This window comes from Pseudonocardia sp. TMWB2A, assembly GCF_017312135.1.
Genome location: NZ_QKQY01000001.1, coordinates 2,974,730 through 2,988,987 on the forward strand (window position 1 = coordinate 2,974,730; position 14,258 = coordinate 2,988,987).

20 protein-coding genes are annotated in these 14,258 nt (G+C 58.7%); 5 read left to right on the top strand and 15 right to left on the bottom strand.

The genetic code is table 11. The features are described 5' to 3' along the window. Nucleotides 1-13 precede the first annotated feature (13 nt). Nucleotides 14-364 (top strand): DUF3147 family protein, encoded by a 351-nt coding sequence (locus DMP17_RS13860; RefSeq protein ID WP_337829666.1) that lies wholly within the window; start codon nucleotides 14-16, stop codon nucleotides 362-364. An 11-nt stretch (nucleotides 365-375) separates the two neighbouring features. On the opposite strand, the gene DMP17_RS13865 is transcribed toward DMP17_RS13860, so the two are convergent. From DMP17_RS13865 to DMP17_RS13895, 8 genes are all read right to left on the bottom strand, one after another. After that, nucleotides 376-1,413, bottom strand: a complete 1,038-nt coding sequence (locus tag DMP17_RS13865) for a relaxase/mobilization nuclease domain-containing protein (protein ID WP_337829667.1) — start codon at nucleotides 1,411-1,413, stop codon at nucleotides 376-378. Nucleotides 1,414-1,418: 5 nt separating this feature from the next. Continuing rightward, a complete protein-coding gene (locus DMP17_RS13870; protein ID WP_337829668.1) occupies nucleotides 1,419-1,973 on the bottom strand; it encodes a hypothetical protein in 555 nt (184 codons plus the stop codon). Nucleotides 1,974-2,146: 173 nt separating this feature from the next. Then, nucleotides 2,147-2,335 (bottom strand): DUF1289 domain-containing protein, encoded by a 189-nt coding sequence (locus DMP17_RS46405; RefSeq protein ID WP_443217866.1) that lies wholly within the window; start codon nucleotides 2,333-2,335, stop codon nucleotides 2,147-2,149. Continuing rightward, entirely contained in the window at nucleotides 2,332-3,027 is a 696-nt protein-coding gene (locus DMP17_RS13875; RefSeq protein WP_337829669.1) for an MIP/aquaporin family protein, read from the bottom strand. The genes DMP17_RS46405 and DMP17_RS13875 overlap by 4 nt, the downstream gene beginning before the upstream one ends. After that, complete coding sequence (gene arsH / locus DMP17_RS13880) at nucleotides 3,024-3,749, bottom strand: arsenical resistance protein ArsH (protein ID WP_337829670.1); 726 nt, start codon at nucleotides 3,747-3,749, stop codon at nucleotides 3,024-3,026. The genes DMP17_RS13875 and arsH overlap by 4 nt, the downstream gene beginning before the upstream one ends. After that, nucleotides 3,746-4,153 (bottom strand): arsenate reductase (glutaredoxin), encoded by a 408-nt coding sequence (gene arsC, locus DMP17_RS13885; protein WP_337829671.1) that lies wholly within the window; start codon nucleotides 4,151-4,153, stop codon nucleotides 3,746-3,748. Before arsC ends, arsH begins: the two co-directional genes overlap by 4 nt. Continuing rightward, a complete protein-coding gene (locus DMP17_RS13890; RefSeq protein ID WP_337829672.1) occupies nucleotides 4,150-4,515 on the bottom strand; it encodes an ArsR/SmtB family transcription factor in 366 nt (121 codons plus the stop codon). Before DMP17_RS13890 ends, arsC begins: the two co-directional genes overlap by 4 nt. 135 nt (nucleotides 4,516-4,650) lie before the next feature. Beyond that, nucleotides 4,651-4,977, bottom strand: a complete 327-nt coding sequence (locus DMP17_RS13895) for a DUF736 domain-containing protein (RefSeq protein ID WP_337829673.1) — start codon at nucleotides 4,975-4,977, stop codon at nucleotides 4,651-4,653. Nucleotides 4,978-5,387: 410 nt separating this feature from the next. Between DMP17_RS13895 and DMP17_RS13900 the strand changes: the two genes are divergently transcribed. Continuing rightward, nucleotides 5,388-5,570: a hypothetical protein gene (locus DMP17_RS13900; protein ID WP_337829674.1), complete on the top strand. Its 183-nt coding sequence runs from the start codon at nucleotides 5,388-5,390 to the stop codon at nucleotides 5,568-5,570. 110 nt (nucleotides 5,571-5,680) lie between these two features. Here DMP17_RS13900 and DMP17_RS13905 read toward each other — a convergent pair whose 3' ends face one another. The 4 genes from DMP17_RS13905 to DMP17_RS13920 form a co-directional block, all read right to left on the bottom strand. Beyond that, nucleotides 5,681-7,507: a ParB/RepB/Spo0J family partition protein gene (locus tag DMP17_RS13905; protein WP_337829675.1), complete on the bottom strand. Its 1,827-nt coding sequence runs from the start codon at nucleotides 7,505-7,507 to the stop codon at nucleotides 5,681-5,683. 115 nt (nucleotides 7,508-7,622) lie between these two features. After that, on the bottom strand, nucleotides 7,623-8,015 hold the full coding sequence (locus DMP17_RS13910) for a DUF2958 domain-containing protein (RefSeq protein ID WP_337829676.1): 393 nt from the start codon (nucleotides 8,013-8,015) through the stop codon (nucleotides 7,623-7,625). Nucleotides 8,016-8,028: 13 nt separating this feature from the next. Next, on the bottom strand, nucleotides 8,029-8,226 hold the full coding sequence (locus tag DMP17_RS13915; RefSeq protein ID WP_337829677.1) for a hypothetical protein: 198 nt from the start codon (nucleotides 8,224-8,226) through the stop codon (nucleotides 8,029-8,031). After that, on the bottom strand, nucleotides 8,223-9,197 hold the full coding sequence (locus DMP17_RS13920; protein WP_337829678.1) for an ArdC family protein: 975 nt from the start codon (nucleotides 9,195-9,197) through the stop codon (nucleotides 8,223-8,225). The genes DMP17_RS13915 and DMP17_RS13920 overlap by 4 nt, the downstream gene beginning before the upstream one ends. Nucleotides 9,198-9,836: 639 nt before the next feature. On the opposite strand from DMP17_RS13920, the gene DMP17_RS13925 reads away from it, so the two are divergent. The 3 genes from DMP17_RS13925 to DMP17_RS13935 are packed head-to-tail and all read left to right on the top strand — an operon-like array spanning nucleotide 9,837 to nucleotide 11,907. Further along, nucleotides 9,837-10,031, top strand: coding sequence for a hypothetical protein (locus DMP17_RS13925; protein ID WP_337829679.1), 195 nt, complete (start codon nucleotides 9,837-9,839; stop codon nucleotides 10,029-10,031). Continuing rightward, a complete protein-coding gene (locus DMP17_RS13930) occupies nucleotides 10,031-11,203 on the top strand; it encodes a nucleoside triphosphate pyrophosphohydrolase family protein (protein ID WP_337829680.1) in 1,173 nt (390 codons plus the stop codon). Before DMP17_RS13925 ends, DMP17_RS13930 begins: the two co-directional genes overlap by 1 nt. Further along, nucleotides 11,200-11,907 (top strand): uracil-DNA glycosylase, encoded by a 708-nt coding sequence (locus DMP17_RS13935; protein WP_337829681.1) that lies wholly within the window; start codon nucleotides 11,200-11,202, stop codon nucleotides 11,905-11,907. Before DMP17_RS13930 ends, DMP17_RS13935 begins: the two co-directional genes overlap by 4 nt. Here DMP17_RS13935 and DMP17_RS13940 read toward each other — a convergent pair. From DMP17_RS13940 to DMP17_RS13950, 3 genes are read right to left on the bottom strand one after another with little or no spacing between them, the layout of a single operon-like run. Continuing rightward, the gene (locus tag DMP17_RS13940; RefSeq protein WP_337829682.1) at nucleotides 11,874-12,671 is read right to left on the bottom strand and encodes a hypothetical protein; all 798 of its coding nucleotides are present in this window, start codon (nucleotides 12,669-12,671) and stop codon (nucleotides 11,874-11,876) included. The two genes, DMP17_RS13935 and DMP17_RS13940, sit on opposite strands and share 34 nt — an antisense overlap. Further along, nucleotides 12,643-13,323, bottom strand: a complete 681-nt coding sequence (locus DMP17_RS13945) for a C1 family peptidase (RefSeq protein ID WP_337829683.1) — start codon at nucleotides 13,321-13,323, stop codon at nucleotides 12,643-12,645. Before DMP17_RS13945 ends, DMP17_RS13940 begins: the two co-directional genes overlap by 29 nt. A 7-nt stretch (nucleotides 13,324-13,330) precedes the next feature. Continuing rightward, entirely contained in the window at nucleotides 13,331-14,236 is a 906-nt protein-coding gene (locus tag DMP17_RS13950) for an ImmA/IrrE family metallo-endopeptidase (protein ID WP_337829684.1), read from the bottom strand. Nucleotides 14,237-14,258: the final 22 nt, after the last annotated feature.

Below are 14,258 nucleotides of genomic sequence, written 5' to 3' on the forward strand. Positions count from 1 at the left end.
TGAAATCGGGGCAGTGACTTATCTGCTCATCAAAGCGGTGTTGTCTGCCATCATAATTGTAGCGGTGTCGGAAATTGCACGCCGCAGTGCAGGGTTTGGCGCGCTGATTGCGTCGCTACCGCTCATCTCGGTGCTGGGCATGATCTGGCTGTGGCGTGACACAGGTGATCCCGTGCGTATGGCTGATCATGCACTGGCGACCTTTTGGTTTGTCTTGCCCAGCCTGCCCATGTTTCTGGTGATCCCGTTGCTCTTGAAGCGCGGCTTGGGATTCTGGCCCGCGTTGGGTATCGGCTGTATCGTGACGATCCTTCTCTATCTGATGATGGTCGCAATGCTCTCTCGGTTCGGTGTGCGTCTGTGAATGTAACGAAGCTACCTCTTGCGCGTGTGTTCTATCGGCGGCGCGCGCTGTTCTGATTGCTGCTTCGCCGCCGCGATAGTCTCGGAGTAGCGCGCAGCGAATATCTCTGGAGTGGAGATCATGTCAGGATGCTTGGCGAGAAATGCCCGAACGTCGCTGGCAAGCGCCTTGTCTTCGGCTTGCCCCGTCGCATCCAACGCCGTCGCCGCCTTGCCGTAAGCCTCACGTATCTCCTGCCAGCGAGTCTTGCCTTTGCCGATAAAGGCCGGAAACTCGGCCCCGCCACGTGCGAAGGTAAGTGCCTGTTCGCTGGTGCGGCGGTCTGAGTCGGTCATTACGTGGCTTGCCCCGCCTGCCAAGCGGGCGCGAAGTTTGACCAACGCCATGCTCGACCCAGCAATCCCTTGTCCGCGCGCACGTCTCGGCGTTGCTTCGGCAGCCACCCCCCGCGAGCGCAGCTCACGGGCAAAGCGCTCGCGGAAGCGATTGAGCTGAACCGGGCGCGGATTGAACCTTGTGCGATCCAGCCCCTCGGCCTGCACTGTTAGATGGACATGGGGGCGCGGCGTATCGGTATGGAGCGCCAGAACATAATCGTGATTATCGCTCAGCTCGGCATGAGCCAGCGCGCGGACGGCTCCCAACACTTTGTCAGGGTCGGTGCCTTCGGGCATCGAGAAGATCAGTGACACCGACGACACCGTAGGCCGCGACCGCCATTGGAGCGTGTCGCTCCACTCCGCCGCGCGCTCGGCAACGTCTTCCTTGGTTGTCAGGATTTCGCCGTCGCGGGTTTCTATGTCCACTTCGCCCTTGCGCCCGATATACTCAAGATGGGCTTTGACGTGGACCCCGCCCCGCTGGCGACCCGTGACCTTCACCACCACCTCGGGCGCTTTGCGAACGATCCGCGCCAGCTTGGCCCGTGCCGTCGGGCCATTGGCAACACCGTAACTGGCATAGAGCGGGACGCGCGGCGTGCTGGCAGGGTCATGGATATAGCGCACCCGAAACGCCGGGCGGGTTGCTTCCCACAAGGCTGATTCCAAGCCCATCAATCCGCTACGGTCCAATAGCTCGCATCGCCGCGCATGGCTTCGCCAACGGCTGTCACCTGCTCGGAGATTTCCATCCGCATGTCGGCGATGCGCCGCAGCTCGGGTTCGATCTGTTTGTCGCCGGTTTCCAGCATCGACGCATTGGCGGCTTTCATCGCCTGATTGAGATTGCGGCCGATGCGCAGCAACTGCATTCTGATCGGCGCAAGTTCAGCCAACAGCCCGTCATCAACCCGCGATTTCAGCGCGAGGTGGCGGCGCACCAAGGCCTTGATCCAACCCGCGCGATCAGTCGAACGCTGCGCCGCCCGAACCTCGATCACGGCGATCTCGACATCGGTAAATCGCAGCGAAACACGATTGCGCGCGACTCCATCGGGGCGGTCAATGAAGGGACGATCTGCGATCTCCCGCACCGTCTGTTCGATCATCTGCCGCAACATTGCACTTCGTCCGCCACGACCGACTGCGAAGCTGTCGAACGCCGCGAGCGCATCGGCGTCAAGCCGAATGGTGAGCGTCGCGCTGTTCGATAGTGGATTTGTCGCCATCAATCATGCCCGGTGAAACGTCAGTGAAACAGGGGCAATGTAAGACAACACGCGCCGCTAGGCATATCCTGCATTAAAGACAAATCAGACAAACCCCCTAAGACAAGCGCACCCAAAGCGGCTTTCTACTTCTGACAATAAGGAGCTTTGGGTGCGCTTGGGGGTTTGAGGTTTCAGGCTGGATGTGAAGCCCCGCTTCCCATGCGGACCGAAGATCGCCGGACGATTTCTTGTTGACGGCTGGCGGTCGCGCTCCCCCATTCGGCGATCTCGCCAAGTGTGCGACCGCAGCCGGTGCAGACGCTGGCGCTACGATCCAGCGCGCAAATTTCTTTGCATGGAGAAGGCGGATGTCTTGTCAATTGCCCGGCGACTGTGGCGACGGTTCTGAAACTGGCTGGGCAAAGAGCTGACCACCGATGCTCGCCGCAAGCAACGCGCCAAGCAATTGCGAGACGATGAACATCGGCGCGTCGGCTGGCGCGATCCCGGAAAAACTGTTTGTCATGCTCCGCGCAATCGTGATCGCCGGGTTGGCAAAGCTGGTCGATGAGGTGAACCAGTAGGCAGCGGCGATGTAGAGCGCGACGCTGGCCGGTGTCCATTGCGGACGATGACGCGCCGTTCCGATGATGGTGAGGATTAGGCCAAACGTGGCGATGGCCTCTCCCGTCCATTGGCCAATACCGGTCCGCGCCTTCATCGATGTTTGCAGGACGGGCAGATCGAACATGACGTGTGTGGCCCATGCACCGAGAATGCCGAAGCCGATCTGGACAAGGACGTAGGGCAGTACGTCGCGCCAACCCAGTTCGCGCCGCACCGCCATGACAAGGCTAACCGCCGGATTGAAGTGCGCGCCCGAAATTGGCCCCAGCATCGTAATCAGGACGAGCAGCATGGCGGCAGTCGCCATCGTGTTGCCCAGCAAGGCGACTGCGACATTCCCGCCCGCCAGTTTCTCCGCCATGATGCCCGAACCGATAACGGCTGCGAACAGCATCGCTGAACCAAGAGCTTCGGCAAGCAGGCGACTCGATAGCGGTGCTGTCACTGGCCGCTGGCCGCTATCGCTGCAAGATGCGCGGCCCCAGCAGGCGGGCGGCCTTCCGACTTCCGTTCGGAGTATCGGTCGGTGAGATAGTCACTCCGGTCGCGTGTCAGCAGGGTGAACTTGACCAGTTCCTCCATCACATCGACCACGCGTTCATAGAGCGGTCCCGGTTTCATCCGTCCGTCTTCGTCAAACTCGGTATAGGCTTTGGGGACGCTCGATTGGTTGGGGATGGTAATCATCCGCATCCACCGCCCGAGCAAGCGCAGCGTATTGACCGCGTTGAACGATTGGCTCCCGCCCGATACCTGCATCACGGCTAGGGTGCGACCTTGGGTCGGGCGCACGCCGCCTTCTTCCAGAGGCAGCCAGTCGATCTGGGATTTTATGATCCCGGTGATCGCGCCGTGGCGTTCGGGCGAACACCAGACCTGGCCCTCTGACCAGAGAGACAAGGCGCGCAATTCGGCGACCTTGGGATGATCGCTCGCTACGCTGTCAGGCAGCGGCAAACCGGCAGGATCATAAACCTGCGTTTCGCAGCCCATCGCGCGTAAAAGCCGTTCGGCTTCGAGCGTAAGGAGCTTACTGAAGGATCGCTCGCGGAGCGACCCGTAGAGCAGCAAGATACGTGGCGGGTGCGATGCGACCTGCGTTATGCCGAGGGCAGATGCTGTCGGGGTGTCGAAAAACGCGCCTACAACATTGGGCAGGTCGTTCATGCGTGAATGACCTCACCGTCTTCTTTGGTGAAATCGCTGCCCAATCCCACAGGCAAAATCTCAAGCACCAATTCTGACGGGCGGCATAAACGAACACCAAACGGCGTTTCGACGAGTGGGCGATTGATCAATATCGGATGGGTCATCATCGCGTCGATCAGTGCGTCATCGCTGAGAGTGGTATCGCCAAGGCCGAGTTCCTGAAACGGCGTCCCTTTCTCGCGCAACAGCGCGCGCGGCGAAATCCCGGCAGCCGCGATCAACTGTGTCAGTTTTGCCCGGTCGGGCGGCGTATTCAGATATTCCACAACAATCGGTTCGGCACCCGTCGCCCGGATCATGGCTAGAGTATTGCGCGACGTCCCGCACGCTGGATTGTGATAGATTACAATATCGCTGCTCATGGGGCATTCCTATTAGTTCGCTGGGTTGAAATTTCGAGACCGCAAATGGTGTCGGCCATACAGGGCGCGCCGCCGCAGCAATTTTCCGTGAGGTAGCCAACAAGAGCGGTCATCGCGGCATAGTCGGCGGTGTAGATCAGCGAGCGGCTTCGTCGCTCCTGCTGGATCAGCCCCGCACGAGTCAGATGGGCCAAGTGAAATGAAAGCGAGCTGTTGGGCAAGTTCACGGTTTCAGCAATCGCTCCTGCCGCGATGCCATCTGATCCGGCCTGCACAAGCAAACGAAATACCGCCAACCGGTTTTCGTGCGCCAAAGCGCCAAGGGCTAATACCGCTCTGTCTGCTTCAATTTCATCTGTCATAAGCCCGACTCATATTTCGAGATTTATCGAATTAGAGTCGGGAGAAATTTCGGTCAACGATATTTCCAGTATTGTCGAATTGATGCACAACAAAGCCCCGCCCGGCAGATGCCGGGCGGGGCGTAGGCGCGTTGGTCAGTTGCCGTTTGAGGTGCGGGCGCGTGACCAGATCAGGTTGAAGGTTTTGCCATCTTCGTCGGTGAAAAGGCTGGCGAAGATCGGTGCGTTAAAGCTGGGATCGTCGAGCTTGATCGAGAGATAGTCGCGGCCTTCCTTGCTGGTCTTGGTCCAAGCTGCACCGATTTCGGCCTTCGCCACGAACACCCGATGCGACGGAGCATTTTCATTTTCGCTTGCTTCCTCGGCGACGATGGTGACGTTCTTCTTCTGCAAGCTCATCGTGACGATTTCGCCGGTGTAGTTGGTGTCGCCGGACTTTTTGAATGTGCCGATATTTGCCATGATTCAGTTCCTTGTGTTGGTCGAACCCCGCGCTCATTCGCGGCCTCGATGGCTGGTTAAAGGCAGGGGCTTGCCCTGCTGCACGCACTCAGGGTCCCATTCGGCAAGCCGAATGGGTGGTGGGCCGTAACGCAGTGGAGGACGGTGCAGACCGGGGTTTCTTGCTTCCGCGAGGAATGGGCGTAGCCCAGGGGAAGAAACTTCGGGCCAGCCGTTGCAGCAAAGGGCAAGAGGCGCAGCCGTCCGCTGCCAACCAAAGCCATTGACGAGGCCGTGGGTGAGCGCGGTTCTGGCAATCGGTCGCAAGGATATTTGGCAAATGTGGATGCGCTCGTTCAATGTCGGGGCGATTGACGCAATCCGCCAAACTGCCAGCATGGGCTTGCCGAACCTGAACGCACAGTCTGCCGGTGATCGACGAGGATGCACCATCGCAGCGAAGCTCGTGGCTGATGCCAATCGGAAAGCTGGCCTACCACCGCAGCACAGGCCGCGAACCATCCGGCCATAATGACGACCGGCCATGCGCCGATCTGCCAGATTGTTCGCTGGCGGCGACTGGTATCACCTCATCTGCTCTGGTTGTCGCCTAACCGGACTGCGGCTGACAACGCAGCCAACCCCGTCCGGCATTGCCGGTCGGGGCTTTGTGGCGCTCGGAACGAAAACAGGAGCGGGCGGCGTAAAGCCGCCCGCTCACCCGTCACGCGGCAAGCCGCTGCTCATCCATGTCCTCAATCGCTTCGGCTTCGTCGGCATCGCCGCCCTCGACCGCCTCCGCCGCAACGGCGGCGGGGTCAGGGTCAAGCGGGACTTCCGGTTCCGCCAGCCATGCCGCACGGCTGGCGGCGGCAACCGTCGCTACGCCGCCGCGCTGCGTATAAGCCGATGGCGGGAACGCCATCCAGCGCGGCACCCATTGCTCGACCTTAATGCGGTCGTTGCTGCCGGTCAGATAGTCATTGATGACAGACTTGATCGTCTTGCCCTTTTCCGTGGCATGGGCGTCGGCCACCGTATCGCCGCCAACATCGCGCAACACTTCGGTCAAAACCTCGCGGTCGCGGACAAGGCCATAAAAGGCATCATCCGCCACCCAATAGTCGGCCATCTTGACGCCAAGGTGAAGGCCGATGGTTTCGATAAGGCCGGTTCCGCTGGCCAGCGTCTCGGCCATAACGACGCCCAGAACCTCCATGACAACCGCGTCGGGCAATTCCAGCAAGCGCAGGAACAGTCCGCTCACGCCGTTCCTCGGTTCATGGTCCAAAGTGACGCTTGGCTCATCGGGGTCAAAACCCAACACGCCAAGCACTGCGCGGCGGCGCTCGTCGAAGCGGGCTTCGGCAACGCTGGTTTCGATGCTTTCGGTAATCGCTTCGTTGCGCGACCGCTGGCTTTGGACGTCCACCCGCCACAGCGGCGAACCGCAAATGGCGTGGGCAACCATGACGCGCAGCGCCGTGCCGGTATTGGCGGCAAGCGCCGACCGCACCGCCGCATGGCGGTGCAAGTCAACATAGCTGTTCATGGCTGCGGTGATTTCGGGGCGGCTGGCCTTGGTTGTCGCATCGGGCGCTTCGCCTTTGGCGATGCGCTTTGCTTCGCGCTCGGTCAGATAGCCTTCGTGAAACGCCACCTCACCATTGTGGGCAATGGTCACATAGACCCGCCCGCCTTTGCGCTTCGGCGTGGCCGCGAACTCGTAGCGATGGAAGTATTGCCCATCGGGCAAAACGATAACATCGCTCCAGCCATCGGCGATATAGGCAGCCTTGCGTTCCTCAATGGCCGCGCGCTGCGCGTCCTCGAACTCGCGCAAATCTCCAAAATAACCTTCCTTCTCGAACAGGTCTTTGACGATACGGCCCTGATAGGTTTCAAGGTCGAACAGCGCGACACTGGTTGATATGGACGCCCCGCCGAACAGCCACGCTTTCAACTGGTGGCCTTTGGGGATGGACGATTGTGGGTCGTCATAGAGCGCCAGCCATGTTTTCTGCTGCGCCTTGGTCGCCAGCGTCAGATGGCGAACGCTTGTCGCGTCGATCTCCTCGGCGCGGTAAAGCTGGCGGATGCGCGGAAGCAAATTGCCAAGCGCCAAGATGCGCTTGACGGTCAGTTCGGGCATCCCGAACGTCATGGAGATTTCGTCGGGCGTCCGGCCTTCCTTGACCAACCGCGTGAACGACTCCCACTGCGTCACCTCGTCGGGCGCAAGCCGCGCAAGGTTTTCGATCAACGAGGCTTCAAGGGCGGCGGCATCGTCGCCCGCCTCCATGATGGCGCAGGGCAGTGGCTCGGCAACGCCGATTTCGGTCGCCACGGTCTGCGCGGCGAGGAAGCGGCGGCTTCCTGCCACAATCTCGAATGTGGTGTCGCTGCCATTGGGCCGCACCAACAGCGGCATGATAATGCCCCGTGCGCGAATGGATGGCAGAATACCGCTAATGTCGGGCGGCTTCTTGCCGCTCCGCATATTCGCGGGAGAGATTGAAAGCCGGTCAAGGGCGATATGGTCAAGTTTCATGTCACTTACTCCGATGGGTGGCCCCATCCTCGGGGCATCTTGGGGGGCGGTGAGGATGGGGCCGGTTGTCCGCACGTTCGGGGGTGAACGTGCGGGTTCTGCCGCAACCTTGGGGTCAAGGTGGCGGAAGCTCTGAAAGTTCGCTGGCGCGGGCGACGGCTGCGGCTTCCAGCCGCGCCTCGTCCTCGGTGATGCTGCCGCACAAACGGGCGGCGTCTGCGTAAACGGTCAGCGGGAAGCGCCCTTCAAAACAAAGGTCGCGCTCGATGGTGAGGCCCAATGGCAGCGACACCGCCGCAATTTCCGACAGGCTGGCCGAACCCATTTCGGGGCAACCGAAACCAAGGTCGCAAAGCCCAAATAATATGTCGCCGTCCTCGTCCAGTTCGGAAAACAGCCAAGTGCCCGCGCCAACTGGCGAGAAAAATTTGACGACTGGCACATGATCGCCACGGCTCTGGCCGTTGGCAATCAGGCGGGCGCGCTGGCCTTGGGTAAGCAAAAGCATGGGGATTCCTCCGTCAAAACATCTCGATCTGGTTGCGGGCGTTGGTGTCGAACAGGCCATGATCGGCGGGACGCTGCGCTTTGCGCGGCTCCAGCGGCGCATTGGCGCGCATGGCGAGACGGTCGCGGGGCGTGATCGGCGCAACGCCGTAAACAAGCGTCTGCTCACCGATTGGGGTCTGCTCGGACGCAAGATGCGGCGCGGCGCTCATGCCGCGCGCGCCAAGGTGGATTCGCTTTCCCGAACGAAGGCCATCAGAAAATCCGCTGCCTTGCTGGCTTGCGATGCCGCCTTGAAAATGGCGCGATTGTCGGCGCGCAGGACAGTAAGCCAAGAGCCGAGATAATCGGCATGGCGGACGGTGGGGACTATACCAAGCGCCGCGCAGAGATAGGCCGATGCCAGTTCGGCGCACAATTCCTCGCGGGCATAGAGCGCGGAACCGAACCGGCCCGACTGGTCACGCGCCAGCCGCTCCTTGCTTCCCGTCCAGTGGCCAAGTTCGTGCAAGGCCGTCCGGTAAAAGTCGATCTGGTGGGCAAAGGCCGGTTGCGGCGGCATCTGCACATAATCGTCGCCGACACTATAGAACGCCCTTGCGCCACCAATGCGAAAATCCGCACCCGTCGCCGCGATAAGCACCTCGGCGCTCTCGTTCTGCTCACGCTCGGGCAATGGCGTCGGGTCGGCAGTCAGTCGTTCCGGCAAGCCGTCACACTGCGCGGCATTGAACACAACAAAGCGTTTGAGGAACGGAATCGAGCGGGGTTCGCCTTCTGGCGTATCGCCGCCCTCGCGGCCATCCTCGGGGGTGAAGCGGTCGGCGTAGAATATCGTATGCCCGCGCTCTCCCTTGCGAACGCATCCGCCAGCGGCCAGCGCCTGACGAAAGGTCAACCAATCCTGCGAATGGTAGCAGCCCTCAATGACCGCGCCCCACAGAATGAGAACATTAACGCCCGAATAGGGACGCCCCGAAACCGCGTTGCGCGGGAGTCCCGGCACTGCCGCCGCCGAACTCCAAGGCTGCGCCCAAGGAAAACAACCCGCCTCAAGCTGGGCGATGATCTTCGCCGTCACCTCGTCATAAAGCGAAACGCGCGGGCTATCGCTCCCGCGCTCGGCGCGCAGCGCCGCCTTACCCTTGCCGCCAAAACCACGTTTCCGATTGCCAACCGCCATCACAGCCTCCTCGCCTCAAAAACCACACCGACCCCGGAGAGGGGGGTGGGCGGCAAAGAGCGACCAAGAGGCCCGGCGCGATCAGGCGCACCTGTAAGGCTGTAACAGAGTGAAAGACCCGGCTTGCGGGTTGCGCCTGAGCGCGGCGGGCCTAGCCGGAAGCGCCGCCCATCCCCCTCTTCGGGGACGGCCACAAAAACGCCGGCGCACCCGCGCCGTCCAAAAAATCAGTCGAATATCATTGAAAGAATATCGCCGCGCAGCGGCCGAACAGAAACGGCACCCTTGCACAAAACGACGCCAGCCGGACGTCCTGCGCGCGGGCCTGTGGGCCAGCGGGCGTCCGGCCAGGAGAGAGGCAAGAGCGCCTGTGGGTCAGCACAAAGACTCCGCACCCTCAAGGAGCGCGCAGCGCGGGAAAGAGTGCGACCTTAGAAAATCCCGCTCATTTTCCGCGGGGCGTTGCGGGGTGTCCCCGCAGAAGGGGTCCGGCGAAACCGCGCAGCGGGTTTGGCGGCAGGGGAAGGCTTTCCCCATCGGACCAATCATCATTCTACTTCGAACTCTGAAATCTTGCCCAATATCCGTCGCGGTGCAAATCCGCTGGCTTATTTCATGAAACTATGATTAAATGATTTCATGAAAATTGATTCCAAAAGTCCTGATAGCGAAGAACACCTCCAAATTCAGGTGCCGAGCGAGACAAAATACGACCTGCGTCTGAAGGCGCTCAATGGCCGGGAATCAATCAGGATGGTGGTGCTTAAGGCGCTTCAAGCTTATGGGGTGGACGTCCCAATCGACGCTATTTGCGACCGCAGAAAGAGGCATTGATGGCCGACAGCTTTATACCGCTCACTATTGATGAATATGCGCGTCAGGCTGCGCTGACAGATCAGCGAAAGGGGAAACACGCGCTAAGCTTTTCGATGCTGGGTGTTTTTGGCGAAGCAGGAAGCCTGCTTAGCGAGGTCAAAAAGAAGCAGCGTGATAAGGCTTCTTATTTGGGCTACGCTGAAGCTGTATCGGAAGAGCTAGGCGACGTACTGTGGTATCTGGCATCTATCGCACGCCGCAGCGGCATTCCCCTCAGTACGATCGCTGCTAATGCTATGGATGCAACACGTCTAAGCAATGCAGCAGATGATAGCTTGACGTTTCATGCGATGCAGCCCGCTCACATACCCATGACGACCGAGCCGTCGGCGCAGTTCGAGCATAGACTTTTGGCGCTCGCCGGCCAGATCGGATTGTTAGTCAACGAATATCAATCTGGCGCTCTCAAAGGGCAGGCCAAAATGCTGGCGTGCCTGACGCTCGTGATGCGTCAATTAATTCAGGCAGCAAATGACTCGGGTGCGACACTTGAAGCAGCAGCCATCAAGAACCAGCACAAAATTTTTGATCGCTGGCCCCGCGACCGAACATTTCCAGAGCCGTTCGATGCTTCAATGGATACCGAGGAGCAACTGCCTCGACGCATGACCATTGACGTGTTTGAGCGCTCAGTTCGCAAACAGGTTTACGTGTTCCAGAAATCGAGCGGCGTCTTTGTTGGCGACAGATTGACCGATAACGCCGTTGAACCCGACGATTACCGGTTTCATGATGTCTTTCATTATGCGCATGTCGCAGTTTTGGGTTGGTCACCGGTGGTACGCGCGCTGCTACGGTTGAAACGAAAGAGCGTTCCGAAGCTGGACGACGCTGAGGACGGCGCGCGTGCCATCCTCATTGAGGAAGGCGTCACGTCATGGATATTCGGCCAAGCACAGCAGCTCAATTTCTTTGAGGGAGTAAAACGAGGCGGAGTTCCGCTGGACATGCTGAAGCATATTCGCCAGTTCGTCACCGGTTACGAATCAGAACGCTGCCCACTGTGGCTCTGGGAGGATGCCATCCTTCAAGGCTATGCGGCGTTCCGATTTCTCCAGAAGCATCGTCGTGGTCGGGTCTTTATCGATTTTCCTAATCGACGGCTCCGCATTAAGGAATTGCCATTATGACGCCCAAGCATTTTGTTGCTCAGCTTGCGGAGTTTAGCGCGCCATCGGTGTTCAACCCTTGGGGAGAACGATGCAGCGTTCATGACCGCCCGGATGCAGCGGCAAAGCGCCGGAACAATCTGACACACATGCTCGAAGCTGTTCTCGAATCTAAGGCAGAAACCATTTGGATCGCGCGGGACCTTGGTTATCGCGGCGGACGGCGGACGGGCGTCCCCTTAACAGATGAAATCCATTTGGATCATGCAGGCGCGCTGATGGGCGGCCTTTCATTTGAACGCGCTACGCAAGGCCCGGTCGTAGCAGAGAGGACGGCGGCGGTGATATGGCGCGTACTGACTCAGATTGATCAACCGGTGATGCTTTGGAATGTATTTCCGTTCCATCCACACGAGGCGCACGACCCGCTTTCCAATCGCTGTCATACTCGGTCTGAACGTATTGCAACCTGGTCGCTACTCCAATCGCTCATACAGATGCTTCGTCCGCGCCAGATTGTGGCGATCGGCAGGGATGCGCAAATGGCGCTCGGCGAGCTTGGTATTCCGACGAGCGCTGCAAGACACCCAAGCTACGGCGGCCAAACTGAATTTATGGCCACGATGTATGCGCTGTACGGCATCGAAGACAAACCACGGAAGGACGAACTCGCCCTCCCATTGGAAACATTTCACGATACGGCCAGCACTTTCGCGTTTGCTTGATCGCATTGTTGCAACAGACCGGCAATGTCAGCGCGAGTAGCATTTGCGCCTCCGTTTCGCGGTTGATCGATCTGTGCGTGTGTTGAAACAACGGTTAGCGGCCCGACAGCGATACCGCTTTCCTTACCGATAAAACTCATCAGCCTACCGAGACCGATAAGATTACCAAGCAATTTTTCGATGTAGAAGTGGTTGCGATAGAAGGCTGTCATCCCGATCTGGCGCTGGGTGCCCTTTCCAATGACTTTAAGACTCGCAAAACTAAGACATTGACCACCATAAGGCGATTTATCCACATCGCGGGTGGGATCAAAGATACTGATCTCGAATTTGTTCAGCGCGCGCACATTCGGGTCGCGAATGCGTTCGACAATGTTCCAAAGCTGGTTGAAATCAGTACCATCTTTTTGAGGCATCTGCATCATGCGTTCAAAATAGTAACCAGACCAGTTGTCGGATCGTCGGGGCAGCCGCGGCATAATGTTATCGCGGAACCGATTAAAAAAATCAGGTACTCCAAAGCGAGTATAGAGGCTGGCTGGAAAAATCGTGTTGGAGACGGTCTCTATCGGCTTCTGATCCCAAGCTAATAGAAACTTGTCATGAGCCGCGACAACAGGGTCGGCCAGACTTGCCCGCGCAGTGGGATCGGTAACGTCAATGATGACATTATAAGCGTGATGTCCAGATTGCATATCGACATGACGCACGGCTTCACGCCAGGCGGAAACACAATCAGGTTGTGACGGGATCGGTAAATACATCGACATCCTCCAGAAGACTGGCAGTGGCGAACAAGCGAGGTGTCAGGAACCTCTCGGTCAGCCAAGCATAACCATTGATACCCCAAGCCTGACCCCAGCTGTTGCGAACCAAAACTATTGTTGATCCGTTGAATTTGCCATGCCCTACGGCAATTATAGCATGACGGAGCGCTGGATCGGGGATCTCCCCATGTGCAGGATCGACAATGCCGTTGATCGTGGGGGCATAAAACGACGGAGAGAGAGTCGTCAGCAAGATAACCGGTTCATTCTGATCGAGCTTGGCGATTATATCCGTCAGTGCGTCAGCACCAGCTGATCCGCCGCGCCTAAAAATTGGCGCTATGCCCGTCGGTGGAACCCAGTCGTCATGGTTAGATGGCAGATCGGTCAAATACGGCCAGCCTTCCTCAGCTGGTTGGCCGTCGTGCCTGAGTGCTTCAAGGATTGATCCTAATGTCGCGCCTTGCAGAGGCGAGCTATTTGATCGCCGTTGCGCGTGATAGAAGGCAAATTCGCATGATAGCGGCACCCAATCGGCACGAAGCCCGGCGTGCGCATCGCTGGCCGCGAACGCCAGACAAGTAGGACGCTCGCCTTGGTCACGCGCAGGCCCGAACAATGGCCGAAGGTCGGTCTCGATTGAAAACATGACTGTCTTATGCGGCTTCTAGCAATCGACGGCGTTCGGCGCGCGAAAAGCCCTCTTCTTCGGGACCGGTCAGGTCAAAATCAAGCGCGAGCTGGGATAGGGCTGGCGAGGGTTGCCAAGGACGAAATTCTTCGATCAATAAATGCCCACGCGCGGCAATCTCGGGGGCAGCCGTAACTTGTCGCACGACAGGGCTGCCGATCTCTTTCGCGTCGATTTCTTGCCTTACGTCTCTAACGATCGCAAAGCCGCTGGCCACAAGTTGGTCGAAATTCCAAATATATCCTCCGTTGCTGTGTTCAGTCAGTCGAAGGACGAACAAATCATTGCGGCTGCCGTCGATCCGCGTTCCTTCGTCCCGCTCGGTTAAAAGCCATACATCCCGGTGATAGTCCGACGGGCTAAAATCCATAAGAAGAGTGCTTTTGAGCAGGCGGGGCGCTGTTTGGCGCAAGCTCTGCATATCTGCGAATGCAATAAGCTCATATCGAACGAGCGTCCGACACGTCGCTTCATAGCTCGCCCCCATCCGGAGGGAAAGCTGATAGACAATTTCAGGACGACGTAGGTCTGCAATTTGCCACCCTTGCCTAGAGCAATGTGCAAGAATGAGCCATTTTGGCATCATGAAAGCAACCGCAAAAGCATCTGCTTCTGCTTCCTCAAAATGGCCGGTAGGTTCGGGAGAGGTCGGCATTCGGCGTAGTATGGAATCATCGTCCAAGCTTGGTTGGTGATCGAGTGAAAAGTGACCAAGTTCGTGCGCCGCTGTAAAGCGTTGTATGCTCATTGAGCGCTCTGTAGTTACCAATATTCCCGGAATGGGTTCGTTGAGAAACGCACCCAGCAATCCGTGGAGCGGACGAAGCAACAAAGGTAGATCGAGAGAAGCGATTGCGCCGAAGACATCCACCGCCCCAGCGCGACTTTCGATG

What these genes read in the sequence shown, in the direction of transcription:
- DMP17_RS13895 (WP_337829673.1), bottom strand. Translation starts at nt 4,977, where the DNA reads ATGGCAAATATCGGCACATTCAAAAAGTCCGGCGACACCAACTACACC.
- DMP17_RS13920 (WP_337829678.1), bottom strand. Translation starts at nt 9,197, where the DNA reads ATGGCGGTTGGCAATCGGAAACGTGGTTTTGGCGGCAAGGGTAAGGCG.
- DMP17_RS13870 (WP_337829668.1), bottom strand. Translation starts at nt 1,973, where the DNA reads ATGGCGACAAATCCACTATCGAACAGCGCGACGCTCACCATTCGGCTT.
- DMP17_RS13925 (WP_337829679.1), top strand. Translation starts at nt 9,837, where the DNA reads ATGAAAATTGATTCCAAAAGTCCTGATAGCGAAGAACACCTCCAAATT.
- DMP17_RS13905 (WP_337829675.1), bottom strand. Translation starts at nt 7,507, where the DNA reads ATGAAACTTGACCATATCGCCCTTGACCGGCTTTCAATCTCTCCCGCG.
- DMP17_RS13915 (WP_337829677.1), bottom strand. Translation starts at nt 8,226, where the DNA reads ATGAGCGCCGCGCCGCATCTTGCGTCCGAGCAGACCCCAATCGGTGAG.
- DMP17_RS13910 (WP_337829676.1), bottom strand. Translation starts at nt 8,015, where the DNA reads ATGCTTTTGCTTACCCAAGGCCAGCGCGCCCGCCTGATTGCCAACGGC.
- DMP17_RS13890 (WP_337829672.1), bottom strand. Translation starts at nt 4,515, where the DNA reads ATGACAGATGAAATTGAAGCAGACAGAGCGGTATTAGCCCTTGGCGCT.
- DMP17_RS13930 (WP_337829680.1), top strand. Translation starts at nt 10,031, where the DNA reads ATGGCCGACAGCTTTATACCGCTCACTATTGATGAATATGCGCGTCAG.
- DMP17_RS13940 (WP_337829682.1), bottom strand. Translation starts at nt 12,671, where the DNA reads ATGTATTTACCGATCCCGTCACAACCTGATTGTGTTTCCGCCTGGCGT.
- DMP17_RS13935 (WP_337829681.1), top strand. Translation starts at nt 11,200, where the DNA reads ATGACGCCCAAGCATTTTGTTGCTCAGCTTGCGGAGTTTAGCGCGCCA.
- arsH (WP_337829670.1), bottom strand. Translation starts at nt 3,749, where the DNA reads ATGAACGACCTGCCCAATGTTGTAGGCGCGTTTTTCGACACCCCGACA.
- DMP17_RS13945 (WP_337829683.1), bottom strand. Translation starts at nt 13,323, where the DNA reads ATGTTTTCAATCGAGACCGACCTTCGGCCATTGTTCGGGCCTGCGCGT.
- arsC (WP_337829671.1), bottom strand. Translation starts at nt 4,153, where the DNA reads ATGAGCAGCGATATTGTAATCTATCACAATCCAGCGTGCGGGACGTCG.